The sequence below is a fragment of the Lelliottia nimipressuralis genome, from assembly GCF_004402045.1.
In the GTDB taxonomy this organism is placed as follows: Bacteria; Pseudomonadota; Gammaproteobacteria; order Enterobacterales; family Enterobacteriaceae; genus Enterobacter; species Enterobacter chinensis.
Genome location: NZ_SOMG01000030.1, coordinates 784,061 through 809,693, shown reverse-complemented (window position 1 = coordinate 809,693; position 25,633 = coordinate 784,061). Strand labels below are relative to the sequence as shown.

The window sequence follows — 25,633 nt, the reverse complement described above, 5'->3', positions numbered from 1 at the left end:
AACTCCCTCTATGTTGTGTTCGGGAGCCATTATTCCTCACCGTCACCCACGGCAGGAGTCACCTGGAGAACCAATAACGGTACTTTTGGGCCAATATGAGACGGCTACTACTTCGTAAACTTACCGATCCACGGGCTGCTGTTTTCGCCTGACCACAGATGTAAAATCAGCTCGCGGAATTTTTCCGCCGCCGGACTCAGCGTTGTTTCCCGGCGTTGCACAAGCCCCAGCGTTCGGCGAATAACGGGTTCGATCAGCGGGCGACTGACCAGGACATGATGTTCATCGGTTGGCATCGCCAGACTCGGAACGACAGATACGCCGAGACCCGCTTCCACCATCCCCAGCGACGTTGACAGATGACGCACTTCATAAAACCAGTTCGGTTTCCAGGCCATTTTCTCGAAAGCCTGATCGATAAGCGAACGGTTTCCGCTGGAGCGCCTTACCCCAATCAGCTTTAGTCCTGCCAGATCGTCCCATGTGACCAGCGGTTTTTTTGCCAGCTCATTGTCGCGCCGGCATGCCAGAACGAAGGGTTCATTTACCAGCGGCGCAAAATCGATATTAGGATGTGTGATGTTTATCATATTTATGCCGAAATCTGCGTCGCCATTTAAAACCGCTTCGAGACAATCGCTGGCACTGTGCTCAAGTATACGAATCCGGATGTTTGGGTAGTCATTGTTATAATCTCGTATCACGGATGGCAGAAAATAGAAGGCGGCAGTAGGGATACAAGAAACCGTAATAACGCCTGCCTGATGCGTCGCCATCTCTTTAATACTCAGGATTGAGCTTTCATAAAAATCGATTAAATTCCTTGCCTTAGGTAAAAACTCTCTTCCCACCGTCGTGAGCTTAACGCTGCGCGTCGAACGTTCAAACAGCGTGGCTCCCAGGCTCTCTTCCAGTTTCTGAATTCTGCGTGTTAACGCCGGTTGTGAAATATGAAGAAATTGCGACGCTTTTGTAAAACATCCGATTTCTGCAATTTTTACAAACGCTTGTATTCCCTGTAATTCATGTTGCATATCCGCATCCTGTTCTAACTTTCCTTTAACCACGATAACGTAAGGGCTATTAATGTGCAAAACGTATTAATCCTGCTTTTTTTGACATTAGAGTTATCAACAGGAGTGTGAAAACCTTATTGCGTTCCTGATAAAACGAAATGAGAAAAAGACATGTTAAAGATCCCTTGCGTATTAATGCGTGGCGGTACGTCAAAAGGTCCCGTTATTCTGGCCAGCGACCTGCCTGAGGAAACCGAAGCGCGCGACTCGGTGTTACTCAGTTTGATGGGGGCAGGCCATGAACTTGAAATTGACGGCATTGGCGGTGGAAGCCCGCAAACCAGTAAGGTAGCCATCGTCAGTCCTTCCGACAGCCCGGATGCAGATGTGGATTACTTATTCGCACAGGTGATGGTGAACGAGCGACGCGTCGATACCACGCCTAACTGCGGCAATATGCTCTGTGCCGTGGGTCCCTTTGCGATAGAAAAAGGGCTGGTGAAGGCGCAAAGCCCGGTGACAACGGTGCGGATCCGTAATCTTAACACCGGAACGCTGGTTGATGCGGAAGTGCAAACGCCTGATTATCGGGTCACCTATGAAGGCGATACCCAAATTGACGGTGTTCCGGGTACAGCCGCACCCATTGGCTTAACCTTCCTGAATTCTGCAGGTTCTAAAACAGGGAAATTACTCCCGACTGACAGCGTCACAAATGTGTTCGACGGTATTGAAGTCACCTGCATTGATATGGCGATGCCGATGGTTTTGATTGAGGCATCGGCCCTGGGAAAAACAGGGGGGGAGTCACCCGCGGAACTGGACGCCGATACGGCATTTAAAGCAAGGCTGGAGAACCTGCGTCGTCAGGCGGGCGAGGCGATGGGCTTAGGGGACGTGTCAAACAAAGTCATCCCTAAACCGGTTCTGCTGAGCCGGGCGCGTAACGGCGGAACGCTTCAGGTGCGGTATTTCATGCCACACACGTGCCATAAATCACTGGCCATTACCGGCTCGATTGGTATTTCGACCGCGACGCTCATTGACGGTTCCGTCGCCGCTAAAATCGTCGCCGATCGTCCAAAGGAGCGCTTTACCAATATTATTGATATAGAACACCCAAGTGGGAAAATATCTGTTTCATTACTGAGGGACGGTAACAATATCGCAAATACCCGAGCCGCGGTAATTCGGACTTCCCGTAAGTTATTTGAAGGTGCCGTTTGTGTACCTGAAAAAATGCTCTCTGAAGTAGATTAGGTAAAACCCAAACTAAGAAATAGTTCTGCCTTAAACAATTACATTCTGTACCTTAACTATAATACTGAGGTTATTATGGCGTTAACGCATGCTAACAATACCCTGAAAGCCCCCGATCCTGTAAAAGCCAGCGCGTATATTCGCGTGATTCTGGCGCTGGCATTATCCGGGCTTGCTGAACTTGCTTCTCTGTTTTTTATTCAGCCACTGCTTCCGACGCTTGCTGTGGAGTATAATGTCCCGGTCAGCCAGGTGAGTATTATCTTATCGGCAGAAACAGCCTTGCTGGCAATTGGATTGCTGTTTACCGGGACGTTATCCGATCACTATGGCAGGAAGCGCTTAATTATCGTCTCCCTCCTGTTGGGCGGTATTCTGACGCTGCTCTGCCCGCTGGTGGAATCCTGGGCGATGCTGGTGGCGCTGCGTGCGGTAATTGGTCTGGCGCTGAGCGGTATCGCTGCGGCAGCCACCGCCTACATCAGCGAAGAGGTTGCGCCGGTGGCGGCAGGCATCGTGACGGGCTATTTTGTCTTCGGTAACTCGATGGGCGGCATGTCCGGCCGTATTGTTGCCAGCCAGCTGATCGATCACGTTTCAATCAATGTCATCTTTTACGGGTTTGCGGTCAGTTTGATTGTGGTGGCCGTTCTGGTGAAGTTCCTGCTGCCTGAATCTAAAAACTTCACACCCACGCAGAGCCTTAACGCTATGCGTATGGTGAAAGGGGCGGCATCGCATTTCAAAAATAAAAATCTGGCGCTGGCGTTTGTCATCAGCTTTATTATCTTCGGCGCATTTACCTCACTGTATAACTATCTGGCCTTCTTCCTGAAAGGTGAACCATTCCATATTTCACCGGCAAATGCAGGTCTGCTCTCTTTTAGCTTCGCCCTGAGTTTCTTTACGGCTCCGCAGGCAGGCCGCTTATCGGCGAAATATGGCGCAATGAAAGTCTTGCGTGTGTTGTTCCTGATTATGGCGTTCGGCATGCTGCTGACGCTGACATCGAACGTCGTCACCTTTATTGTTGGCGCTGTGATTTTTACCGGCTGTTTCTTCGGCTGCCACTCTATCGGCTTAAGCTGGGTCAGTAAAAATGCAACCCATGCCAGAGGTCAGGCCGTCGCGCTCTATTTATTCTTCTACTACATGGGCGGTTCGGTTATTGGTTTTATTAACGGTTTTGTTTTCCATTCAATGGGCTGGCAGGGGATGACCGGGTTTATTCTGGCATTACTCGGGGTTGGCGTTGTGGTGGCGACGTATCTGGCATCCGGTAATAAACCGGTACTGGTACCCGCCCAGTCCGCAGAATAAAAGTCAGGCAATGTGTTCACGTCCTGGGGCGTGAACACAGAAAGAAAACGTATATCAATCGGGTATCATCATGAAATTAGCAAGCTATATTCATCAGGGCCGTAAAAGCTACGGGATTTATACACCATCCGGCTTTATCGATTTGGGTAATAAAATCGGCCATCAATATGCGACATTGAAAGACCTTCTTCAATGGGATGCAGTAGACGTCGCCAGGCAATATCTCGATTGCCCAGTGGATATCATGCCTGAAGACATTACCTTTTTGCCCGTGATAGAAGAGCCCGGAAAGATTTTCTGCGTGGGAATGAATTACGCTGAAAAAAGAAAAGAGTTTGCTGAGACGAATAATGCCCCCACGCTGTTTATTCGTTTTCCTGATTCGCAAACCGGACACGCGCGGCCGGTGATAAAACCGGTTCTCTCCAGCGAGTTCGATTATGAAGGCGAGCTGGCCGTTATCATTGGCAAACCCGGCAGCCGAATTGACGTCAATAACGCGCTCAGCCATGTCGCGGGTTACAGCTGCTATATGGATGGCTCCGTGCGCGACTGGCAGCACGCCTGGTTCACCGCCGGTAAAAACTGGACGCAAACCGGTGCCTTCGGCCCGTATATGACCACGGCAGATGAGATCCCCGATCCCCACGCGTTGACCATTCACACCTGGCTGAACGGCATGCTGGTTCAGAATGATTCCACCGGCAGCATGATCCACAAAGTGGCGGATCTTATCGCCTACATCAGCACGTTCACCTCCCTCAGCGCCGGCGACGTCATTATTACCGGCTCGCCCGGTGGCGTCGGCAAAAAGCGTAATCCGCCTCTGTTTATGCACGATGGCGATCGCGTCGAAGTCGAAATCGAAAACATTGGTCGCCTGATGAATACCATTGTGGAAGCTCAACCGCAGCCGGAAGAGTTAGCTGTCTAGACGCTCAGGAGAGAGAAGATGTACACCGCCAGAACACCCGAGTTTGAGGTTATTAACGCCGGTAACGCCCAGTCCAGAGAGGAAGTCGCCCGCTTCCTGGCCCGCAACGGGTTAGGCATTGATGACGATATTGAGCAATTTATTGTTGCCCGCTATCAACGCCAGCTTGTCGCCTGCACCGGCATTGCGGGTAACACCTTAAAATGCATCGCGGTGGATGCCGCGTGGCGGGGCACGTCGTTAAGCCTGACGTTAATCCATGAGGCCGAGCTTCAGGCGGCACAGAACGGTGAGCATCAACTCTTTCTTTTTACCTGTCCGGATAACGTGAAGTCGTTTCGCGGATGCGGGTTTTATCCGCTGGTGACGGTCGAGAACTGTGCGTCATTAATGGAGAATACGCCGGTGGGTATTCATCGTTATTGCAGCCAGCTGCGCCGCCACCACTTCGTGCCGGGAAAAAATATTGGCGCGATTGTGATGAACGCCAATCCGTTCACCCTCGGCCATCAATATTTGATTGAGCATGCGGCAAGCCGGTGCGACGCGTTACATGTTTTCGTGGTCCAGGAAGATGTCTCCGCATTTTCGTTTAAAGAACGATTCGCGATGGTCAGGGAAGGATCCCGTCACCTGCCAAATGTCACCGTTCATCCGGGGTCGGCGTATATTATTTCGCGCGGGACATTCCCGGGCTATTTCCTGAAAGATAAGCAGGTTATTGATAAAACCTACGCGGCAATTGATCTCCTGCTGTTCAGAAATTACATCGCCCCCGCGTTGAATATTAATCATCGTTTCGTGGGTACCGAGCCGTTCTGTCCGTTAACCGCCGAATATAACCGGGCGATGCATCGCTGGCTGGAAGAAGAAACGAGCACGGCGGCCCGCATTAGCGTACACGAAATAGAACGAAGAACGGATGGCAATAATGTGCCGGTATCGGCTTCAGCCGTTCGTCGTTTATTAAAAGAAAACAAAATCGCTGCCGCCAGTCGCATGGTGCCCGCCACCACGCGCGCGTTTCTGAATAACGGATTACAGCATCAGCCTTGTTTATCCGAACCGCTGACGGCAGCGGTTTAACCGCATTATCACAGGAAAACTGATATGAAAATTGTGCAAGCCGCGATGGCGGGAACGCTGGAGTCCAGCGACCTTATGGTTAAGGTAAGCCCCGTCGAAAGCGGGCTGGATGTGGTCATCCAGAGCGAAGTGTATAAGCAGTTTGGCGACCGAATTACAGAGGTCGTTAATGAAACGCTTGCTGCATTCAATATCAAGCAGGGGCTGATCGTTGTCGATGATAAAGGCGCGCTGGACTGCGTGATCCGCGCCCGCGTGCAGGCTGCACTGCTCAGAGGTACAGCCCGGGAAGACATTGCATGGGAAACGTTATAATGAAAAAGTTACGCCGCAGTATGTTATTTATTCCCGGTTCAAGTGCAGCCATGCTGTCGACGGCATTTATCTATAAACCAGACTCTATTATGTTTGATCTGGAAGATGCCGTTGCGCTGAAAGAAAAAGACAGCGCCCGCCTTCTGGTATTTCATGCGCTGCAGCACCCGATGTACAACGATATTGAAACCGTTGTCAGAATTAACCCGCTCAATACCCCTTTTGGTTTAAAGGATCTGGAAGCCGCCGTCAGGGCAGGTGTGGATGTTATTCGTCTGCCGAAAACTGACTCTCCGGAAGATATCTATCAACTTGAACGTGAAATCGTCCGCATTGAAGAAAACTGCGGGCGTCCTGTTGGCTCAACGAAATTAATGGCTGCAATCGAATCTGCCGTCGGCGTGATTAACGCGGTTGCCATTGCGAAATCCTCAGACCGGTTAATGGGTATTGCGCTGGCCGCCTTTGACTATGTGATGGATATGCAAACCGAGCGGGGCGACGGGACAGAGCTGTTCTATGCCCGCTGCGCCGTATTGCATGCCGCGCGCGGGGCAGGAATTGACGCTTTCGACGTGGTATACGCCGATGTGAATGACGAGGCCGGTTTCCTCAAAGAAGTGGATCTCATCCGCCGGATGGGCTTCAACGGAAAATCGCTGATTAATCCGCGACAAATTGAAATTCTTCATAACGCCTACGCGCCTACGCAGGAAGAAGTGGATTACGCCCAGCGCGTGATTGCTGCTGCAGAAGAGGGAGAACGCAACGGACTGGGGGTGATTTCGCTGAACGGAAAAATGATCGACGCGCCAATCATCAACCATGCCCGCGTGGTAATCGAACGTAAAAATGCCTCGGGCATTCGCCAGTAATCCCTTATACCGCAAGCGACAGGATGAATAATGAAAAACCTCACTGAAACTCTGCATCACATGCCCGGCTCCCGTCGTGAGTACGTCGCCTTCAGCGGCGCTAACGCGACGACGCCTTACCTTTCTGATCATCAGCAAAAGACTCAGCGCAAACTTTTTGCCAGCGTAGACGACGTGCTGGCCCGCTGCGATCTGCATGACGGCATGACCGTATCCTTTCATCACGCGTTCCGCGAGGGTGATAAGGTCATTAATTACGTGATGGATAAACTGGCTCAGCGCGGTCTGAAAGGGATCACGCTCGCGTCCAGTTCGTTGATGTCGTGCAATGCCCCGCTTATTGAACACATTCGCAGTGGCGTGATTGGCAAAATCTATACCTCCGGCATGCGTGGCGAGCTGGCGGATGCGATTTCACACGGATTGATGGACGAGCCGGTACAGATCCACTCCCATGGTGGACGGGTGAACCTGATTCAGAAGGGCGAAATTGCTATTGATGTCGCCTTTCTGGCGGTGTCCTGCTGCGATGAATATGGCAATGCCAGCGGCAACGGCGGCACATCGCAGTGCGGCTCGCTCGGTTATGCCATGGTCGACGCGCAATACGCCAAAAAGGTGGTCTTGCTCACCGAAACTCTGAAGCCGTTCCCCAACCTGCCGGCCAGTATCGTCCAGGACCGGGTTGACTATGTGGTGCAGATTGAGAGCGTCGGCGACCCGGCAAAAATCAGCGTAGGCGCTGCCAGGGTCACCAGTAATCCACGTGAGCTGATGATTGCCCGTTCTGCCGCCGACGTTATCGAACACTCTGGCTATTTCCGCAACGGCTTTTCCATTCAGACCGGTTCAGGCGCGGCGTCCACCGCCTGTACGCGGTTTATGGAAGCCCGTATGCGCAAACACAATATTGTCGCCCGGTTCGCGCTCGGCGGCATCACTGGCAGCATTGTCGATCTGCATCAAAAGGGACTCATTGAAAAGATTCTCGATACGCAAAGCTTTGATGGTGCAGCGGCAGCCTCTATGACGGTCAATCCAGGCCATGTGGAAATTTCCACCAACGTCTATGCGAACCCGGCTGCAAAAGCCGCCTGCTGCGACAGGGTTGATGTGGTCATTCTCAGCGCGCTGGAGGTGGACACACAGTTCAACGTAAACGTCCTGACCGGTTCCGACGGCGTGATGCGCGGCGCCTCAGGCGGGCATTGCGACGTCGCCGCGGCGGCAAATCTCACCATCGTGGTTGCCCCGCTGATCCGCAGCCGAATTCCTACCGTTGTCAGGCAGGTCACCACCCTGGTGACGCCGGGCGAAAGCATCGACGTTCTGGTTACCGATCACGGTATTGCCGTTAACCCGGCGCGTCCGGAGATCCGTGAACGTCTGATTAACGCCGGGCTGACCGTCGTCGACATCGATGCGCTGTATCGCAAGGCGCTGCTCATCTCGGGTGAGCCTAAGCCTGTCGAGTTTACTGACCGTATCGTCGGTGTGGTGCGCTACCGCGACGGCAGCGTGATAGATGTGGTTCGCCAGGTTAAGGAGTAATTCTCATGATGGATAAAGCCTCGAACGCGAAGGTCTCTCTGGAACAGGTTCTGAACGCCAGAGAACAGCGAGCCCGTCGTCAGCAGGCGTGGCTGTTTCAGTCGGATCATACGGTGGTTTCCGTCACGCTGGTCTGGCCGGGGGAGGTGAAGGATACCGCGCTGGCCAGACAGGTGATGGCCGCTGCGAATGACGCGCTCGGGAACCTGTTCCGGACCCATCAGTGGACGGTCTGCCGGCAGCAGATCCTGCAGCCGGTCACGGGGCCGGAAGCGCTCTGGGCGGTGGCGGCACCCGCGTGGATGGTCAAACACGTGACGGCGCACCTGGAAGATAACCATCCGCTGGGACGCTTATGGGATATCGACGTGCTGTGTCCAAAAGCGGGCCTGCTGAAAAGAAACGCTATCCAGCAACCGATGCGCAGATGCTTTATCTGTCATGAACCTGCTCATGTTTGTTCTCGTATGCGACGTCATTCACAGGCCGAGCTCACGCGCGTAATCGAGGCGTTAACCGATGACTACTTTGCTTGCCAGATGTAATGCACCCGACGTTCAGCACACCTTCGCTGAGCTGGCTACCGAGGCCCTGTACCGGGAAATTCGCTTAACCCCGAAACCGGGTCTGGTGGATCGCGTAAACAGTGGGGCGCATAAGGATATGAATTTCGCACTGTTCATGACCAGTATCGCGGCGATTGCCCCCTGGTTTTCAACATTCTTTAACGTTGGCAGAGAGACTGCTCGTCTTGCTGGCCCGCAAACGCTGCGGGCGATAAGGCCGACCGGTCTGGCCTGCGAACAGGCAATGTTTAACGCCACCGGCGGGGTGAATACCCATAAAGGCGGGATCTTCTCTCTGGGGCTGCTGTGTGCCGCGGCGGGGCGTCTGACGCAAAGGCAAGAAAGCCTCACGCAACGCAGCCTGTGCGATGAGAGTAGCGCAATCTGCAAAGGCATCGTTGAACAGGAGCTGAAAAATCGCGGCGTTGCGAAAACGAAGGGCGAGCAGCAATACAAAGCGTACGGCTTCACCGGTGCCAGAGGGGAGGCGGAAAGCGGTTTTGCCACCGTCCGCCACGTTGGCCTTCCTCACTTTGACATCGCACTGCGCCGGGGAGCCTCTGAGGACGACGCGCTGCTGAGGATGCTGCTCGGGCTGATGGCGGCGAATCCGGATACCAATCTTGTTTCACGTGGTGGAACGGAAGGGCTGAATTACGCCAGACGCTATTCCAGACGACTATTAACCGTGAGACATCTGACGCCGGAGAAATTAGTTAATGCCTTATCCAGAATGGACGTTCAGTTTATTCGCCGGAATTTAAGTCCGGGTGGGAGCGCAGATCTTATCGCCGTCGGATGGTTATTGTCGCAGTTCCCGTGCGAATAATCGAAAAGGAAAACGTCATGATTGAACAACGCCTGCAGCAGCTCAGTAACGTTTATACCCTAATTCTGGTGCCGGGATTGAGAGACAGCGATGAGCATCACTGGCAAAGCTGTTGGGGGCGGCGTTTTCCTTTCTGGAAGCGGATTCAGCAGAAAAATTGGTTTGAGCCCGATATTGAAAACTGGGTCTCCGCCATTACCCGCGAACTGGCATCGTGCCAGCTGCCCGCCATCCTCGTCGGCCATAGCTTTGGCGCGCTGGCGTCATGCCGGCTGCTGCAAACGCGACGGGTAAACGTCGCCGGGGTGGTGATGGTCGCGCCGGCAGAACCCGCTATTTTCGGCCTTGAAGAGGCCATTCAGCCAGCGTCATTGCCGGTTCCCTGCCTGATGTTTGCCAGCAGAAACGACCCCCTGATGCCTTTCGCGCGCGCTCAGTTCTGGGCAGCACGCTGGGAGGGCCATTTAATCGATATCGGGGAGGCCGGGCATATTAATGCCGAATCGGGTTTTGGTGAATGGCCTTACGGACTCGAACGGCTAACAGAATTTTGTGAACAACTTTAGCTTTAACAGGAGACCCTATGTTAGATGATTATAATCAGCACCTGATCGCACGCGAAGAGGCGGGCATTCCGGCGAAACCCTTAACAGCGGAACAGACTGATGCGCTTATTCATCGTTTAATTCACGATGCGTCCGCACCTCATCCTCTCTTAGAATTATTAACCCACAGCGTTCCCCCGGGCGTCGATCCCGCGGCAAAGTTAAAAGCCGAATTTTTATTTAAGGTGGCATTGCAGGAATACCGTATTAACGGCCTCTCTCCCGAGGCGGCCACGACGCTGCTGGGCACCATGCAGGGAGGCTATAACGTCCAGCCGCTGATTGATCTTCTGGACCACCCGAGCCTGGCACCGCTGGCCGTACAGCAGCTTTCTTCTACCATCCTGATTTTTGAAAAATTCAGCCAGGTTGAAGCCAAAGCGATGAGCGGTAACGACCGGGCAAAAGAGGTGCTTCAGTCCTGGGCAAATGCCGAATGGTTTACCCGCCGTCCGGCGATGCCTGAAAAAATCACCCTGAAGGTGTTCAAGGTTCCCGGTGAGACCAATACCGACGATTTGTCTCCGGCACCGGAGGCGTGGTCACGTCCGGATATTCCGCTGCACGCGCTCTCCATGCTTAGTAACGTCAGGGAAGGGGTCGAGCCGGATGAAGCCGGCGTGCGAGGCCCTTTGCGCCAGCTGGCAGAATTAAAAGAGGAAGGCTGGCCGCTGGCGTACGTCGGCGATGTCGTCGGAACCGGGTCATCGCGCAAATCCGCCACTAACTCGATTTTATGGCACATCGGAAACGATATTCCGTACGTGCCGAATAAACGTAACGGCGGGTTTGTGTTTGGCGGCAAAATCGCGCCCATTTTCTTCAACACGCTGGAAGATTCCGGTGCTTTGCCGGTAGAGATGGACGTCTCCGCGCTGACGACCGGGATGCTGATCGATTTGTATCCCTACAAAGGCGAAATTCGCGAGACGGAAAGCCAGCGTCTGTTGACGCGCTTTACGCTTAAAACCGAGGTGTTGCTGGATGAAGTGCGCGCCGGCGGGCGGATCCCGCTGATTATCGGACGCAGCCTGACCGCGAAAGCGAGGGAATCGCTGATGCTTGCGCCTTCAGAAGTCTTCCGCAAGCCCTCCGCCCCTGCGCCATCCGCAGCCGGTTTTACGCTGGCACAGAAAATGGTGGGTAAAGCCTGCGGCGTCGCGGGGATCCGTCCCGGGCAGTATTGCGAGCCGAAGATCACGACCGTGGGTTCTCAGGACACCACCGGCGGGATGACGCGTGACGAGCTGACCGACCTTGCCTGCCTCACGTTTTCAGCCGACCTGGTGATGCAGTCTTTCTGCCACACCTCTGCGTACCCTAAGCCCGTCGACGTTCAGCTGCATGAAACCCTGCCGCAGTTTATTACCCGTCGTAACGGGGTCGCGCTGAAGCCGGGCGATGGCATTATCCACTCCTGGCTTAACCGCATGCTGCTGCCGGATACGGTGGGCACCGGTGCCGACTCCCATACCCGCTTCCCGCTGGGGATCTCTTTCCCGGGCGGCTCCGGGCTGGTAGCGTTTGCCGCCGCAACCGGCATTATGCCGCTGGATATGCCTGAATCGGTGCTGGTGCGCTTTAAGGGCGAGATGCAAAAAGGGATCACCCTGCGCGATCTGGTTCATGCCATACCGCTCTACGCCAGAAAGCAGGGACTGTTGACGGTCGAGAAAAAGAATAAACGCAATGTTTTCTCGGGCCGGATCCTCGAAATTGAGGGGCTGGAAACACTGAGTGCAGAGCAGGCGTTTGAGCTGGCTGACGCCTCCGCTGAACGGTCCGCTGCTGCGTGCGTGATGCGCCTGGCAGAAGAGAATGTCGCGCAATATCTGCGTTCCAACGCGGCTCTGCTGCGCTGGATGGTTAAGCAGGGGTATGAGAACGCCGACACGCTTGAACGTCGCATCGCTGAAATCGAGGCGTGGCTGGCTAACCCATCGCTGCTGTCCGCCGATCCTGACGCGGAATATGCCGCAGTCATTGACATTGACCTCAATGAAATCACTGAACCGGTGGTCTGCGCGCCGGACGATCCGGACGATGCCCGGTTACTTTCCGACGTTGCCAGCACGCCTGTTGAAGAGGTCTTTATTGGCTCCTGCATGACCAACATTGGTCATTTCCGCGCTGCGGGTGAAATCCTGGCCGATGCCAGTGCAAGCCAGGCGCGGTTGTGGATCGCGCCTCCCACCAAAATGGATGCCCGGCAGCTTTCCCGTGAGGGCTATTTTAGTCAGTTTATAAAATCGGGGGCGAGAATCGAGCCCGCGGGCTGTTCCCTCTGCATGGGGAACCAGGCGAGGGTGCGCGAAGGGAGTCACGTAGTATCAACGTCCACCCGAAATTTCCCGCATCGTCTGGGAACGAATGCCAAAGTGTTCCTTGCCTCGGCTGAATTAAGCACCGTCGCGGCCATACTGGGTAAAATGCCAAGCGTGGAAGAATATTTTAGCTATACGGATAAACTTCATGGCGCGCAGGAAAATATCTATCGCTATCTCAGTTTTGACACCCTGGCAGAATATAAAAACACAGAAGGTGATAATATCCAGATTGTTAGTCTGTAGTTTCTTATTATTTATTTAGCAAATGTATTTAGCCGGCAGAGGCGTCTCTCTGGAGCCGTCTCTGCCATTCAGGGACCCTTTTCTCATGGGTGAGATATGCTTAAATCCAATGTTTTAAAAACAATCTTACTTGCCGTGATAATATTATTATCAATATTCATTCCTCCGCCTGATGGATTAACCAAAGAGGCGTGGATACTGGCAGGAATATATTTGTCCGCTATCGTTGGCCTGGTCATTAAACCTTATCCCGAACCCGTCATCATGCTCGTCGCGGTTGCATTAACCTGTTTTACCGTAACAAAATTCCCGGATTCACCCGTCAAATCAATGGATGTGCTGAGTGGATACGCCTCAGGCACCACCTGGCTGGTGTTCAGTGCCTTTACGCTTAGCGCGGCATTTGTCACGACCGGTCTGGGGAAACGGCTTGCCTACTGGTTTATCCTCAAGTTTGGCAGTACGACGCTGAGACTGGGGTATGTGACCGCCTTACTGGATTTGGTGCTGGCACCCGCCACGCCCTCAAATACCGCGCGGGCAGGTGGGGTGGTATTCCCTATTATTAACAGCATCGCGACCGTACTGGGCTCAACGCCAAAAGAGACGCCGTGTAAGGCTGGCCGTTATTTAATGGTTAATGTCTATATGGTCACTAAAACGACCAGCTATATGTTTTTAACGGGCTTTGCCGGGAACGCGTTAGCGCTTCAGCTCATTTCAGATATTTTCCATATTCATATTAGCTGGATCGGCTGGATGCTGGCGGGTGCCCCGTTGGGTTTATTGATGCTGTGTATCATTCCCTATATTTGCTACCGAATTGCCTCTCCGGAAATTAAAGAAATTGATAATGTCGCGATTGCGACCAACGGGCTTCAAAGCCTCGGTGCAATGAGCCTCAAAGAGAAGGGGCTGGTGGTTATTTTTATCGCCGCATTATTGGGCTGGATCTTCTCACGTCATCTTGGACTCACTGAATCCGCCGTCGCCATTATCGCGATGGGGGCGGCCCTGCTGTTTAATATTATCGGCTGGAGCGATGTTCAAAAAAATAAAGGCGGCTGGAATACCCTGATGTGGTATGGGGGCATCATTGGTCTGAGCGCCACCCTGAGCAAAGAGGGATTTTTCCGCTGGCTGGCTGATTTCCTGTCTGCGCATCTGGATTTTCTCAGCGCCGGTAATATGACTATCGTGATTATCGTGTTTCTCAGCGTGCTGGTTCGCTATTTCTTTGCCTCCGGTGGAGCATACGTCGCGGCCATGGTGCCGGTGTTTGCCACCGTGGGTCTGGTAACCGGAACGGCGCCTGTCCTGCTGGCGCTTGCTATTCTGTTTTCCAACTCCTACGGCGGGTGTATCACGCACTATGGGGGCGCAGCAGGACCCATTATCTTCGCCGCCGGGTATAACGACATTAAGTCATGGTGGACGATCGGCACCGTCGTGGCGTTGTGCACATTTCTGATCCATATGGTTTGCGGCATTCCGTGGTGGAATTTTCTTCTGCAAAACGGCATGCTGCAGTTTTAATCTCCCGGTGGCGGCTACGCCTTACCGGGCCTACAGCCCACGCGGCGGCATTACTCGAAGGCATGTTGATATGGAAATCGTATTACGAAATAAATTCAGTTCATTGGGTATGTTTCTGGGGGGAATTGCACTCATTCTCTCAATCGTTCAGTTTTCATTCGGACCGTTTTCTCCAAAGCCGCCAGCGCTTGAGGTTATTGTTGCTGAGAAAGTTTCGGCTGTAAAACAAGGGGTAATTGCGGGGTTAAAGGGAGAGCGTCCTGCTGCCCGAACCGAAAAAATGACGGTTGATATCGACAGCATTCTTCTTAACGCCGGGATTATTCTCGCTGTTGTGGCACTGGGACTTTCGTTCATCGGAGGAATGTGCAAGGAGAGCCGTTGGGGTATCTCTGGGGCACTTCTATTCTCAGGGCTAACGCTTACCTTTCATGCTGTGCTGCTTGCGTTTGGGCTGATCGTCGCAGTGTTGTTGCTGTTATTTATTCTCTCTCTGGTAACCGGAGGTTCCGTAGGTTGATTCTAGCCCGGTGGCGGCTACGCCTTATCGGGCCTGGAGGAACCTGAACGTAGGTCGGGTAAGGCGTAGCCGCCACCCGACAAAATCAACGGCGCGATCTCACCACCTGATACCGACGGGTAAAATACTCAAACGGTGCGCTCCACACGTGCACCAGACGGGTGAACGGGAAGATAAGGAAGATTGTCATCCCCAGCACCAGATGGATGCGGAAGATCGGCGCCACGCCGCTCAGCATTTCTGATGAGCCTCCCTTAAACGTCACGATCCCTTGCGCCCAGCCGACCAGCTTCATCATTTCACTCCCGTCAGGATACTGTGCGGAGAAGGGGATGGTGGTCAGCCCCAGGATGCACTGGATCAGCAAAATGCTCATGATGATGATATCCGGCGTGGTGGACGTGGCGCGCACGCGCTGATTGAACAGGCGGCGGTAAAGCAGCATAGAACCGCCAATCAGCGTCAATACGCCACAAACCCCACCAGCCATCATGGCCAGCTGCTGTTTAACCGCGACGGGTAAAAACCAGGCGTACATCCAGTGCGGGGTTAACATGCCGAACAGGTGTCCGAAGAAAATCCCCAGGATCCCGATATGAAACAGGTTAGAGCCCCAGTTCATACCGCGTTTACTGAGCATCTGGCTCGACGAGGCGCGCCAGGTGTATTGCCCGTAGTCGTAGCGCAACCAGCTGCCGAGGAAAAAGACGGTGGCGCAGATGTACGGGTAAATGTCATAGAAAAACACGTTCAGGTAATGTGTCATTTTGGGCCTCCGGCACTGACGTCCACGTACTGCGGCGCGACGTCTTGGCTAAAGCGTCGTTGATATTGCTGCATCAGCGAGCTGTCGCACGATGTGGCGTTGTCTTCGATAAACTTGACCTGTTCCTCTTCCCATACGGCGTCCAGCGCCTGACGGGTGTCGTCTCGTTTTTCACCGGACACCTGTTTTGCCACGCTGTCGCTGGAAAGCCGCGTTCCCGCCAGCGTCAGAAGCGCGTCAAACAGCTGGTAATGCGCCACCCCGCGCTGCTTAAGGCGCCCGCCAATTAGCGCCAGGATCGGCGCGACGTTTTGCAATCCTTCGCGCGCTTCGTCGTCGGTGATGATGCTGAGGTATTCCAGGTAGAGCGGAAGGTAGTCCGGTAGCTCGCGGCAGTCCAGCTGAAGCCCGGCTTTCTCGTACTGGCTCATGAGATCGACCATCGCCTGACCGCGATCGCGGGACTCAGCGTGAACGTGCTCGAACAGCAGCAGCGACGTTGCGCGACCGCGCTCAAAAACCTCGCACCACTCGGCCTGTTTATCCAGCAGCGGGGCGTTCAGATGCTGCCGGGTAAACGGCAGCAGCGTGGGCGCCTCCTGATCAATCAACGAAAGCGCTTCATCACGGCTATCCCACAGGGTCTCATCGGGATATTCGATCAGCAGCGCGATGATTTTGAGGATTTGCATTATTCTCCCTCCCCGTGTTCGCGCACCTCGGTGATGTTAATCGCGTCAATGCGGCTGCTGTTGAAGAGGTTGAATTTGGTGTCAGAGCCGTGGCAGCCGTCGCCAAAGGTGAAGCCGCAGCCGTTTTTCTCCGGGAAAGCGTCGCGCGCCATTTCACGGTGGCTGGTCGGGATCACGAAGCGATCTTCGTAGTTGGCGATCGCCAGATAGCGGTACATCTCTTCAACCTGTGCTTCGGTCAGGCCGACCTCTTCGATAGCGCGGGTATCGGTCACGCCTTCCACGGTCTGGGAACGTTTGTAGTGGCGCATCGCCATCATGCGCTTCAGGGCGCGCAGCACCGGGCCGGTATCGCCCGCACTGAGCATGTTTGCCAGGTACTGCACCGGAATGCGCAGGCTCTCTACGGCAGGCAGTACGCCGTCGCTCTGCGGCAGGCCGCCCGCATCGGCGTAGGACTGAATCGGTGACAGCGGCGGCACGTACCAGACCATCGGCAGGGTGCGGTACTCCGGATGTAGCGGCAGGGCCAGCTTCCAGTCCATCGCCATTTTGTAGACCGGTGAACGCTGGGCTGCGTCAATCACGTTCTGCGGAATGCCCTGCTTCAGCGCTTCCTCAATCACAGCCGGGTCGTTCGGGTTCAGGAACACGTCGCACTGGCGCTCGTACAGATCGGTTTCATGCTCGGTGCTGGCGGCCTCTTCAATACGATCTGCGTCATACAGCAGCACGCCGAGATAGCGGATGCGCCCAACGCAGGTTTCCGAGCAGACGGTCGGCTGGCCGGACTCAATGCGCGGGTAGCAGAAGATGCATTTTTCTGACTTGCCGCTCTTCCAGTTGAAGTAGATTTTTTTGTACGGACAGCCGCTGATGCACAAACGCCAGCCGCGGCATTTGTCCTGGTCGATCAGCACAATGCCGTCCTCTTCGCGCTTGTAGATGGCACCGCTCGGGCAGGTGGCGACGCAGCTCGGGTTCAGACAGTGCTCGCACAGGCGCGGCAGGTACATCATGAAGGTGTTTTCAAACTGGCCGTACATCTCTTTCTGAATCTTCTGGAAGTTGCGGTCGCGGGCGCGTTTTTCGAACTCCCCGCCCAGCAGCTCTTCCCAGTTGGGTCCCCAGACGATTTTGTCCATCCGCTTGCCGTCAATCAGCGAGCGCGGGCGGGCGGTAGGGAGGTGATCGCCCTCCGGGGCGCGGTGGAGATCCTGATAGTCAAAGGTAAAGGGCTCGTAGTAATCGTCAATCTGCGGCAGGACGGGGTTAGCGAAAATTTTCGACAGTACGCCTATCTTGCCGCCGAGGCGCGGCGTCAGCTTGCCGGTAATGCCGCGGATCCAGCCGCCTTGCCACTCCTCCTGATCTTCCCAGTTTTTCGGGTAGCCGATCCCCGGTTTGGTTTCGACGTTGTTAAACCACGCATATTCCATGCCTTCACGCCCGGTCCAGACGTTCTTACAGGTGACCGAGCAGGTGTGGCAGCCAATGCATTTATCGAGGTTCAGAACCATGCCAACCTGTGAGCGTATTTTCATTTTTTCGCCTCCTGTACCTGATCCCGACCTTCGCCATCCAGCCAGTTAATGTTTTTCATTTTGCGGATCATGATGAACTCGTCGCGGTTGGAGCCGACGGTGCCGTAATAGTTAAAGCTGTACGCCAGCTGGGCGTAGCCCCCGATCATGTGCGTCGGTTTAGGGCAAACGCGGGTCACCGAGTTGTGGATCCCGCCGCGCCGTCCGGTCACCTCTGAACCTGGAATGTTCAGGATGCGCTCCTGGGCGTGGTACATCATGGTCATGCCCGGCGGCACGCGCTGGCTGACCACCGCGCGGGCGGTGAGGGCGCCGTTGGCGTTGAAGGCTTCGATCCAGTCGTTGTCCTCAATGCCCAGCTCGCGGGCGTCGGTTTCGCTGATCCAGACAATCGGCCCGCCGCGCGACAGGGTTTGCATCAGCAGGTTTTCGCTGTAGGTAGAGTGGATGCCCCATTTCTGGTGCGGCGTCAGGAAGTTCAGCGCTTTTTCCGGGAAGCCGTTCGGCGGGATCTCGCGCATATGGGTAACGCTTCGGGTATCAATCGGCGGACGGTAGGCCACCAGACTCTCTCCGAAGGCGCGCATCCACGCGTGGTCCTGATAAAGCTGCTGACGACCGGAAAGGGTACGCCACGGGATCAGCTCGTGGACGTTGGTATAGCCTGCGTTATACGACACGTGCTCGCTCTCAAGACCGGACCAGGTCGGGCTGGAGATGATTTTGCGCGGCTGCGCCTGGATATCGCGAAAGCGGATCTTCTCGTCTTCTTTATTCAGCGCCAGATGCGTGTGGTCGCGCCCGGTCAGTTCGCCGAGTGCTTTCCAGGCCTTCACCGCCACCTGACCGTTGGTTTCCGGCGCCAGGGCGAGGATCACCTCGGAGGCGTCAATAGCGGTTTCAATGCGCGGGCGGCCTTTAGCCGGGCCCTCGAGCTTCACGTAGTTCAGCTTGCCGAGGAAATCGACCTCGTTCTGCGTGTTCCATGAAATGCCTTTTCCGCCGTTGCCGAGCTTGTCCATTAGCGGACCGAGAGAGGTGAAGCGTTCGTAGGTTTCCGGGTAGTTACGCTCGACGACCATAACGTTCGGCGCGGTTTTGCCGGGGATCAGGTCGCATTCGCCTTTGCGCCAGTCCTGAATATCAAACGGCTGGGAGAGCTCCGCCGGAGAGTCGTGCTGCAGCGGCTGCAGCACCACGTCGGTTTCGGTGCCCAGATGCCCGACGCAGACCTCGGAGAAGACTTTGGCGATGCCTTTGTAGATCTCCCAGTCGCTGCGTGACTCCCACGCCGGATCGACGGCGGCGGAGAGCGGATGAATAAACGGATGCATATCCGAGGTATTCATGTCGTCTTTTTCATACCAGGTAGCGGTGGGCAGAACGATATCTGAGAACAGACAGGTGCTGGACATGCGGAAGTCGAGCGTCACCAGCAGGTCGAGCTTGCCCTCGATGGCGGCGGTCTGCCATTCCACCTCTTCAGGCTTCACGTCATCGGTCGAGCCGAGATCCTCGCCCTGAATGCCGCTTTCGGTGCCGAGCAGGTATTTCAGCATGTACTCGTGGCCTTTCCCGGACGAGCCGAGCAGGTTAGAGCGCCAGACGAACAGGTTGCGGGGATGGTTTTTACCGTTGTCGGGCTGCTCGCAGGCGAAACGCACGTCACCGGATTTTAGCCCCTGCACGGTGTACTCCTGCGGCGTCATGCCCGCCGCCTCCGCGCGGGCTTTAATGTGCAGCGGGTTAAGGTTGAGCTGCGGGGCCGACGGCAGCCAGCCCATACGCTCGGCGCGGACGTTGAAGTCGATCAGGTGGCCGGTGAATTTCGAGGCGTCCGCCAGCGGGGAGAGCAGCTCCTGCGCGGTCAGCTTCTCGTAGCGCCACTGGCTGGCGTGGTTGTAAAAGAATGAAGTGCTGTTCATCTGGCGCGGCGGACGGTTCCAGTCCAGCGCGAAGGCCAGCGGCAGCCAGCCGGTTTGTGGGCGCAGCTTCTCCTGGCCCACGTAGTGGGACCAGCCGCCGCCGCTCTGCCCGACGCTGCCGCAGAAGACCAGCATGTTGATCATCCCCCGGTAGTTCATGTCCATGTGGTACCAGTGGTTCACCCCGGCACCCAGAATGATCATTGAGCGACCGTGCGTTTTGTGCGCCGTATCGGCAAACTCGCGGGCGATTTTTTCTATCAGATAAGCGGGTACGCCGGTAATCTGTTCGCCCCAGGCCGGGGTGTAGGCTTTGATTTCACCGTAGTGTGCTGCTGCGTTGTTGTCTTCCAGACCGCGATCGAGACCGTAGTTAGCCAGCACCAGATCGTAAACGCTGACCACCCGTTTCTCGCGACCGTCGGCGAGCGTCAGGGTTTTGCTCGGCACGCGGCGCGTCAGTACCGGCTCCTGCTTCACGCTGCGAAAATGCGGGTTTTCATTGCCGCCAAAGTAGGGGAAGGCGACGTCTGCCACGCTGTCGTGGGTAATGAGCAGCGAAAGGGTCAGCTCGGTTTCATGGCCCGCCGCCTGCGGCTCCAGGTTCCATTTGCCTTTTTCTCCCCAGCGGAAACCAATCGATCCGTTTGGTACCACGAGGTTCCCGGCAACATTAAAGGCGACGGTCTTCCATTCAGGGTTATTGGCTTCCCCCAGCTCGTCAACAAGGTCCGAGGCGCGCAGCATCCGGCCCGGCACAACGCGACCGTCTTCCTGCTCGTCGAGCAGCACCAGCATCGGCATGTCGGTATAGCGGCGACAATAGTTGAGGAAGTAGTCGCTGGGGTTATCGAGGTGGAACTCTTTGAGGATCACGTGGCCCATCGCCATGGCGAGGGCGCTGTCGGTGCCCTGTTTGGGGGCCAGCCACTGGTCGCTCAGCTTCGCTACCTCCGAGAAGTCAGGCGTGATGGCGACGGTTTTGGTGCCTTTGTAGCGCACCTCGGTGAAGAAGTGGGCGTCCGGGGTACGGGTCTGCGGCACGTTCGAGCCCCAGGCAATGATATAGCTGGAGTTGTACCAGTCGGCGGACTCCGGCACGTCGGTCTGCTCGCCCCAGGTCATGGGGGAGGCAGGGGGAAGATCGCAATACCAGTCATAGAAGCTCAGGCAGGTGCCGCCCAGCAGGGAAAGATAGCGCGTGCCGGCGGCGTAGGAGACCATCGACATCGCCGGAATAGGTGAAAAACCGGCGACGCGATCCGGGCCATAATTTTTGATGGTCCAGACATTGGCGGCGGCAATCAGCTGGTTCAGCTCCTTCCAGTTCGAGCGGATGAATCCGCCGTGACCGCGCGCGCGCCTGTAGCTCTGCGCTTTTTGCGGATCGCTCTGGATGGCGTCCCACGCCAGGACCGGATCGTGATGTTGGGCCAGCGCCTCGCGCCAGAGTTCAATCAGCCTGCGGCGCACCAGCGGGTATTTGAGACGGTTGGCGCTGTAGAGATACCAGGAGTAGCTCGCACCACGCGGGCAGCCGCGCGGTTCATGGTTGGGCAGGTCGGGGCGGGTGCGGGGATAGTCGGTTTGCTGAGTCTCCCAGGTTACCAGGCCGTTTTTGACGTAAATTTTCCAGCTACAAGAACCGGTACAGTTCACACCGTGGGTGGAGCGTACAATCTTGTCGAACTGCCAGCGCTGGCGGTAGCTGTCCTCCCAGTCGCGGTTGGTGTGATACACCTGCCCGTGCCCATCGGCGAAACTGTCGCCTTTTGTTTTGAAGTAGCGGAAGCGGTCCAACAGTTTACTCATGACATTTCTCCTGCTTCGATAGCATTGCCGGAGGGGGCTACATCACGCTCCGGCGAAGAGGTCGTTATTATTTTTGTGCGGATTTGCGGCCATAAACCAGCCAGGTAACGAACACACAGACGATGTAAAACACGAGGAACACTTTCATGGCGCCGACCGGCGATCCGGTCATTGCCAGCGAGGTGCCAAAGGCTTTGGGGATGAAGAACCCACCGACGGCACCGATGGCGGAGATAAAGCCCAGGGCCGCCGCGGTTTCGGTCACTGCTTCATGCTGCGCCTGTTCGTCCGTTCCGCCCTGCTGCTTCACGCGGGTGAGCGTTATCTGCCGGAAGATAATGGCAATCATCTGGAAGGTGGAGCCGCTGCCCAGACCGGCGGTGAGGAACAGCCCCATGAAGACCAGATAGAAGGCGATAAAGCTGCCGGAGCCCGTGCCGGGCAGCGTCAGGAAAATCAGGGCGCTGAACACGGCCATAAAGACAAAGTTGATAAGCGTGACGCGTACCCCGCCCAGTTTGTCAGAGATCATCCCGCCCGCTGAACGCGCCAGCGCGCCAATCAGGGGGCCAAAGAAGGCGAGGTGAAGGATATTAACGTCGGGAAACTGGGTTTTTGACAGCATGGCAAAGCCTGCCGAGAAACCGATAAACGAGCCGAATGTCGCGAGATAAAGCAGGCTCAGCAGCCACAAATGAAAGCGTTTTAACACCGGAAGCTGGCTGGCGATAGAGGCCTTAGAGCTGGCGATATCGTTCATGCCAAAGAAGGCGGCAAGAGTTGCCAGCAGCAGCAGCGGTGTCCATATCCAGGCGGCATTCGCCAGCCACATGGTGGAGCCGTCATCCTGTGGTACGCCCAGCACGTCAAGGAAGGTAAACATTGGCAGGAAGATCACCAGCGGCGCGACCAGCTGCATCACGCTGACGCCGAGGTTGCCCAGCCCGCCATTAATACCGAGCGCGCTACCCTGTTTTGCCTTAGGGAAGAAGAAGCTGATGTTGCCCATGCTGGAGGCGAAGTTGGCGCCGGCAAAGCCGCAGAGGAGGGCAATCACGATAAAGACCCAGTAAGGCGTCGCGGTGTTCTGAATGGCAATCCCCAGCCAGACGCAGGGGATAATCAGGATGACGGTACTCAATACCGTCCAGTAACGCCCACCAAATATTGGCACCATAAACGAGTAGGGGACGCGCAATATCGCACCGGAGAGAGAAGGTAATGCCGTTAGCATAAAAAGCTGGTCAGTGGAGAAAGTAAATCCGATTTTATTCAGGTTCACGGCAATCGCGCTAAATAACATCCATACGCAGAACGCTAACAGCAAACAAGCGACTGAAATCCACAGGTTTCGCCGCGCGATATGTTTTCCTTTATTCTCCCAAAATTGTGTATTTTCCGGTTTCCAGTTACTCAACAGATGCGGATTACTCTTCTCACTTTGTTGTGACATATCACCCTCTTGCTTGCCAAGATGAAGATAAAAAACAAATGAAAACAGATGGATAGTTATTGGTGTGTGGATCGGTTTATTGGGTGTTTTTGGATACAACTGAAAGGATAGATAAAAAAACGAACCCTTGAGTTTAGAAAGGAAATAAGGGTTCGCTTAATATGTTACTAATTGTAAGCCCAGCGGTAAATAATACTCCGTCAGGAGTATTAACCCAATTCGAGGGAAATCAGCTTGTCGAGATGCTTATTAAGCGCCGCATCGTCCATCCCGGGCATATTTAATATGGTGATCCCGTCAAGCCCGCAAACCAGCCCGATCAAACGCCAGGCAATATTTTCCGCACGGTCGGTAAGCGTAAAGGCGCTGGCCTCCGCCCCGGCGTGGATAATCGCCACGGTCTCCTGATGCCACATCTCCATGGTCAGGACATACGCTGCTTTGATTTCGGGGTCCCGGCTGGCGAGAATTTGCGCTTCCCGCCACAGGCGAATGTAGGGCTCAAACCCGCCGTCATCGCTGCCGAGCATGGCGAGCAGCCGCTCGCGCCAGCTGGCGTTTTCACCCAGCATGTCGGCATCCAGCAGCTCGCGGATCAGACGCACAAAGGCCAGCGATTTTAGCTCGCCGCCAGAGGTGAAGTGGTGGTGAACCTGACCGGTCGCGACGCCGGCTTCAGCGGCAATACGTCGCACCGTCATGGCCGCCAGTCCTTCGGCCAGCGCCACGCGCATGGCGGCCTGTAAGATGGCTTCCCGCCGTTCGTCCTTGCTCAGATATCGCATGTTTACTCACTCTCAATGGGAACGAAACGAGTGTAACAAAAAGCTGGACACTCGTTCAACTTTACGTAGGATCCTAATCTGGACATGTGTCCATGTTTAAAATGAAAAGGAAATTTATGTTTCGTCAGTGGTTAGCGTTAGTGATTATCGTGCTGGTGTATATCCCGGTGGCGATCGACGCGACGGTGCTGCACGTGGCGGCGCCGACATTGAGCATGACGCTGGGTGCCAGCGGTAATGAATTGCTGTGGATCATCGATATCTACTCTCTGGTGATGGCGGGTATGGTGCTGCCGATGGGCGCACTCGGTGACCGGATTGGTTTTAAGCGGCTGCTGATGATTGGCAGTACGCTGTTTGGCCTGTCGTCCCTGGCGGCGGCGTTTGCCCCGTCGGCCGGGTGGCTGATTGCGGCGCGTGCCTCGCTGGCAATCGGTGCGGCGATGATCATTCCGGCCACCCTGGCAGGGATCCGTACGCTGTTTGTCGACGCGCGGGACCGTAATATTGCGCTTGGCGTCTGGGCGGCGGTGGGCTCCGGCGGGGCGGCGTTTGGTCCGCTGATCGGCGGTATGCTGCTTGAGCATTTTTACTGGGGATCGGTGTTTTTGATCAACGTGCCGATCGTACTGGTCGTCGTTTCGCTGGCCGCGCGTTTTGTGCCCCGCCAGCAGGGCCGTCCGGAGCAGCCGCTGAATATCAGCCATGCCATCATGCTGATTGTGGCGATTTTGCTGCTGGTCTACAGCGCTAAAACGGCGCTAAAAGGCGCACTGTCACCGTGGCTGGTCATCTCCGCGCTGGTTACCGGCTCGGTGCTGCTGTTTGTCTTTGTCCGTATTCAGCTTCGCGCCCGCGTACCAATGATCGACATGCGCCTGTTCTGCCACCGCATCATTTTGAGCGGCGTGGTGATGGCGATGACCGCGATGATTGCCCTGGTCGGCTTTGAGCTGCTGATGGCCCAGGAGCTGCAGTTTGTTCACGGCTTTACGCCGTTTGAAGCGGGAATGTTCATGCTGCCTGTGATGGTCGCCAGCGGGTTCAGCGGACCGATCGCGGGCGTGCTGGTTGGGCGTTTAGGGCTACGCATCGTCGCGGCTGGCGGAATGGGGCTCAGCGCCGTCAGCTTTATCGGCCTGTCGATGCTCGACTTCAGTACGCAGCAGTGGCAGGCGTGGGGGCTGATGGTGCTGCTCGGCTTCAGTGCCGCCAGCGCGCTGCTGGCTTCGACCTCCGCGATTATGGCTGCCGCGCCGAAAGAGAAAGCCGCAGCAGCAGGGGCGATTGAAACCATGTCCTATGAGCTGGGAGCCGGGCTGGGGATCGCCATTTTTGGCCTGCTGCTGACCCGCAGCTTCTCGGCGTCGATTGCGCTTCCGCAGGGGTTGAATGCTTCTCTCGTCGACAAAGCCTCGTCATCCATTGGTGAAGCGATGAAGGTGGCGCAGGATCTGACGCCGACAATGGCGGAGTCGGTTATTGAGGCGGCGAAAAGCGCGTTTATCACCTCGCACAGCGTGGCGCTGGGAAGTGCAGGTGGAATGCTGCTGCTGCTGGCCGTTGGGATCTGGTTCAGCCTGGCGAAGGTCAACCCGCGGTAAGTAAATAGCGCAGTAAAACCGGGCTGGAGGTTGGCGCGGGTGGGGCAGATGGGCTATGTTTTTTAAAGG

Annotated in this window: 21 protein-coding genes; 14 read left to right on the top strand and 7 right to left on the bottom strand. The window is 55.5% G+C overall.

All coding sequences use genetic code 11. The features are described 5' to 3' along the window. Positions 1 to 107: 107 nt before the first annotated feature. Positions 108 to 1,034 (bottom strand): LysR family transcriptional regulator, encoded by a 927-nt coding sequence (locus E3U32_RS21485; RefSeq protein WP_134350431.1) that lies wholly within the window; start codon positions 1,032 to 1,034, stop codon positions 108 to 110. Between the two features lie 153 nt (positions 1,035 to 1,187). Between E3U32_RS21485 and E3U32_RS21480 the strand changes: the two genes are divergently transcribed. The 13 genes from E3U32_RS21480 (at position 1,188) to E3U32_RS21420 (ending at position 14,983) form a co-directional block, all read left to right on the top strand. Then, the gene (locus E3U32_RS21480; RefSeq protein ID WP_134350430.1) at positions 1,188 to 2,276 is read left to right on the top strand and encodes a 4-oxalomesaconate tautomerase; all 1,089 of its coding nucleotides are present in this window, start codon (positions 1,188 to 1,190) and stop codon (positions 2,274 to 2,276) included. A 75-nt stretch (positions 2,277 to 2,351) separates the two neighbouring features. Next, entirely contained in the window at positions 2,352 to 3,596 is a 1,245-nt protein-coding gene (locus tag E3U32_RS21475) for an MFS transporter (RefSeq protein WP_134350429.1), read from the top strand. 70 nt (positions 3,597 to 3,666) lie between these two features. Further along, positions 3,667 to 4,530, top strand: coding sequence for a fumarylacetoacetate hydrolase family protein (locus tag E3U32_RS21470; protein WP_134350428.1), 864 nt, complete (start codon positions 3,667 to 3,669; stop codon positions 4,528 to 4,530). Between the two features lie 18 nt (positions 4,531 to 4,548). After that, on the top strand, positions 4,549 to 5,616 hold the full coding sequence (gene citC, locus E3U32_RS21465; RefSeq protein ID WP_134350427.1) for a [citrate (pro-3S)-lyase] ligase: 1,068 nt from the start codon (positions 4,549 to 4,551) through the stop codon (positions 5,614 to 5,616). A gap of 24 nt (positions 5,617 to 5,640) precedes the next feature. Then, the gene (citD, locus tag E3U32_RS21460; protein WP_134350426.1) at positions 5,641 to 5,931 is read left to right on the top strand and encodes a citrate lyase acyl carrier protein; all 291 of its coding nucleotides are present in this window, start codon (positions 5,641 to 5,643) and stop codon (positions 5,929 to 5,931) included. Further along, positions 5,931 to 6,806 carry a citrate (pro-3S)-lyase subunit beta gene (gene citE, locus E3U32_RS21455; RefSeq protein WP_134350425.1) on the top strand — a complete coding sequence of 292 codons (876 nt, stop codon included), beginning with the start codon at positions 5,931 to 5,933 and terminating at the stop codon, positions 6,804 to 6,806. The genes citD and citE overlap by 1 nt, the downstream gene beginning before the upstream one ends. Before the next feature lie 30 nt (positions 6,807 to 6,836). Next, the gene (citF, locus tag E3U32_RS21450; RefSeq protein ID WP_134350424.1) at positions 6,837 to 8,357 is read left to right on the top strand and encodes a citrate lyase subunit alpha; all 1,521 of its coding nucleotides are present in this window, start codon (positions 6,837 to 6,839) and stop codon (positions 8,355 to 8,357) included. A 5-nt stretch (positions 8,358 to 8,362) separates the two neighbouring features. Next, positions 8,363 to 8,902: a citrate lyase holo-[acyl-carrier protein] synthase gene (gene citX / locus E3U32_RS21445; RefSeq protein ID WP_134350423.1), complete on the top strand. Its 540-nt coding sequence runs from the start codon at positions 8,363 to 8,365 to the stop codon at positions 8,900 to 8,902. Next, positions 8,877 to 9,752 carry a triphosphoribosyl-dephospho-CoA synthase CitG gene (gene citG / locus E3U32_RS21440; RefSeq protein WP_134350422.1) on the top strand — a complete coding sequence of 292 codons (876 nt, stop codon included), beginning with the start codon at positions 8,877 to 8,879 and terminating at the stop codon, positions 9,750 to 9,752. Before citX ends, citG begins: the two co-directional genes overlap by 26 nt. Before the next feature lie 17 nt (positions 9,753 to 9,769). Next, a complete protein-coding gene (locus E3U32_RS21435; RefSeq protein ID WP_134350421.1) occupies positions 9,770 to 10,318 on the top strand; it encodes an RBBP9/YdeN family alpha/beta hydrolase in 549 nt (182 codons plus the stop codon). Positions 10,319 to 10,335: 17 nt separating this feature from the next. After that, complete coding sequence (gene acnB / locus E3U32_RS21430) at positions 10,336 to 12,927, top strand: bifunctional aconitate hydratase 2/2-methylisocitrate dehydratase (RefSeq protein WP_134350420.1); 2,592 nt, start codon at positions 10,336 to 10,338, stop codon at positions 12,925 to 12,927. A 96-nt stretch (positions 12,928 to 13,023) separates the two neighbouring features. Then, a complete protein-coding gene (locus E3U32_RS21425) occupies positions 13,024 to 14,463 on the top strand; it encodes an anion permease (protein ID WP_134350419.1) in 1,440 nt (479 codons plus the stop codon). A gap of 70 nt (positions 14,464 to 14,533) precedes the next feature. Further along, complete coding sequence (locus E3U32_RS21420; protein WP_134350418.1) at positions 14,534 to 14,983, top strand: hypothetical protein; 450 nt, start codon at positions 14,534 to 14,536, stop codon at positions 14,981 to 14,983. Positions 14,984 to 15,068: 85 nt separating this feature from the next. On the opposite strand, the gene narI is transcribed toward E3U32_RS21420, so the two are convergent. The 6 genes from narI to E3U32_RS21390 form a co-directional block, all read right to left on the bottom strand. After that, positions 15,069 to 15,749 carry a respiratory nitrate reductase subunit gamma gene (gene narI, locus E3U32_RS21415; RefSeq protein ID WP_047348394.1) on the bottom strand — a complete coding sequence of 227 codons (681 nt, stop codon included), beginning with the start codon at positions 15,747 to 15,749 and terminating at the stop codon, positions 15,069 to 15,071. Further along, positions 15,746 to 16,441 carry a nitrate reductase molybdenum cofactor assembly chaperone gene (narW, locus tag E3U32_RS21410; RefSeq protein ID WP_134350417.1) on the bottom strand — a complete coding sequence of 232 codons (696 nt, stop codon included), beginning with the start codon at positions 16,439 to 16,441 and terminating at the stop codon, positions 15,746 to 15,748. Before narW ends, narI begins: the two co-directional genes overlap by 4 nt. Continuing rightward, the gene (narH, locus tag E3U32_RS21405; protein ID WP_134350416.1) at positions 16,441 to 17,985 is read right to left on the bottom strand and encodes a nitrate reductase subunit beta; all 1,545 of its coding nucleotides are present in this window, start codon (positions 17,983 to 17,985) and stop codon (positions 16,441 to 16,443) included. The genes narW and narH overlap by 1 nt, the downstream gene beginning before the upstream one ends. Further along, positions 17,982 to 21,722, bottom strand: a complete 3,741-nt coding sequence (locus E3U32_RS21400) for a nitrate reductase subunit alpha (protein WP_134350415.1) — start codon at positions 21,720 to 21,722, stop codon at positions 17,982 to 17,984. Before E3U32_RS21400 ends, narH begins: the two co-directional genes overlap by 4 nt. A 67-nt stretch (positions 21,723 to 21,789) precedes the next feature. Then, entirely contained in the window at positions 21,790 to 23,175 is a 1,386-nt protein-coding gene (locus E3U32_RS21395) for a NarK family nitrate/nitrite MFS transporter (protein ID WP_134350414.1), read from the bottom strand. 209 nt (positions 23,176 to 23,384) lie between these two features. Beyond that, positions 23,385 to 23,960 carry a TetR family transcriptional regulator gene (locus tag E3U32_RS21390; RefSeq protein ID WP_134350413.1) on the bottom strand — a complete coding sequence of 192 codons (576 nt, stop codon included), beginning with the start codon at positions 23,958 to 23,960 and terminating at the stop codon, positions 23,385 to 23,387. A gap of 116 nt (positions 23,961 to 24,076) precedes the next feature. On the opposite strand from E3U32_RS21390, the gene E3U32_RS21385 reads away from it, so the two are divergent. After that, entirely contained in the window at positions 24,077 to 25,564 is a 1,488-nt protein-coding gene (locus E3U32_RS21385; protein WP_134350412.1) for an MFS transporter, read from the top strand. The last annotated feature ends 69 nt before the right edge of the window (positions 25,565 to 25,633 follow it).

What these genes read in the sequence shown, in the direction of transcription:
- E3U32_RS21485 (WP_134350431.1), bottom strand. Translation starts at nt 1,034, where the DNA reads ATGCAACATGAATTACAGGGAATACAAGCGTTTGTAAAAATTGCAGAA.
- E3U32_RS21480 (WP_134350430.1), top strand. Translation starts at nt 1,188, where the DNA reads ATGTTAAAGATCCCTTGCGTATTAATGCGTGGCGGTACGTCAAAAGGT.
- E3U32_RS21475 (WP_134350429.1), top strand. Translation starts at nt 2,352, where the DNA reads ATGGCGTTAACGCATGCTAACAATACCCTGAAAGCCCCCGATCCTGTA.
- E3U32_RS21470 (WP_134350428.1), top strand. Translation starts at nt 3,667, where the DNA reads ATGAAATTAGCAAGCTATATTCATCAGGGCCGTAAAAGCTACGGGATT.
- citC (WP_134350427.1), top strand. Translation starts at nt 4,549, where the DNA reads ATGTACACCGCCAGAACACCCGAGTTTGAGGTTATTAACGCCGGTAAC.
- citD (WP_134350426.1), top strand. Translation starts at nt 5,641, where the DNA reads ATGAAAATTGTGCAAGCCGCGATGGCGGGAACGCTGGAGTCCAGCGAC.
- citE (WP_134350425.1), top strand. Translation starts at nt 5,931, where the DNA reads ATGAAAAAGTTACGCCGCAGTATGTTATTTATTCCCGGTTCAAGTGCA.
- citF (WP_134350424.1), top strand. Translation starts at nt 6,837, where the DNA reads ATGAAAAACCTCACTGAAACTCTGCATCACATGCCCGGCTCCCGTCGT.
- citX (WP_134350423.1), top strand. Translation starts at nt 8,363, where the DNA reads ATGATGGATAAAGCCTCGAACGCGAAGGTCTCTCTGGAACAGGTTCTG.
- citG (WP_134350422.1), top strand. Translation starts at nt 8,877, where the DNA reads ATGACTACTTTGCTTGCCAGATGTAATGCACCCGACGTTCAGCACACC.
- E3U32_RS21435 (WP_134350421.1), top strand. Translation starts at nt 9,770, where the DNA reads ATGATTGAACAACGCCTGCAGCAGCTCAGTAACGTTTATACCCTAATT.
- acnB (WP_134350420.1), top strand. Translation starts at nt 10,336, where the DNA reads ATGTTAGATGATTATAATCAGCACCTGATCGCACGCGAAGAGGCGGGC.
- E3U32_RS21425 (WP_134350419.1), top strand. Translation starts at nt 13,024, where the DNA reads ATGCTTAAATCCAATGTTTTAAAAACAATCTTACTTGCCGTGATAATA.
- E3U32_RS21420 (WP_134350418.1), top strand. Translation starts at nt 14,534, where the DNA reads ATGGAAATCGTATTACGAAATAAATTCAGTTCATTGGGTATGTTTCTG.
- narI (WP_047348394.1), bottom strand. Translation starts at nt 15,749, where the DNA reads ATGACACATTACCTGAACGTGTTTTTCTATGACATTTACCCGTACATC.
- narW (WP_134350417.1), bottom strand. Translation starts at nt 16,441, where the DNA reads ATGCAAATCCTCAAAATCATCGCGCTGCTGATCGAATATCCCGATGAG.
- narH (WP_134350416.1), bottom strand. Translation starts at nt 17,985, where the DNA reads ATGAAAATACGCTCACAGGTTGGCATGGTTCTGAACCTCGATAAATGC.
- E3U32_RS21400 (WP_134350415.1), bottom strand. Translation starts at nt 21,722, where the DNA reads ATGAGTAAACTGTTGGACCGCTTCCGCTACTTCAAAACAAAAGGCGAC.
- E3U32_RS21395 (WP_134350414.1), bottom strand. Translation starts at nt 23,175, where the DNA reads ATGTCACAACAAAGTGAGAAGAGTAATCCGCATCTGTTGAGTAACTGG.
- E3U32_RS21390 (WP_134350413.1), bottom strand. Translation starts at nt 23,960, where the DNA reads ATGCGATATCTGAGCAAGGACGAACGGCGGGAAGCCATCTTACAGGCC.
- E3U32_RS21385 (WP_134350412.1), top strand. Translation starts at nt 24,077, where the DNA reads ATGTTTCGTCAGTGGTTAGCGTTAGTGATTATCGTGCTGGTGTATATC.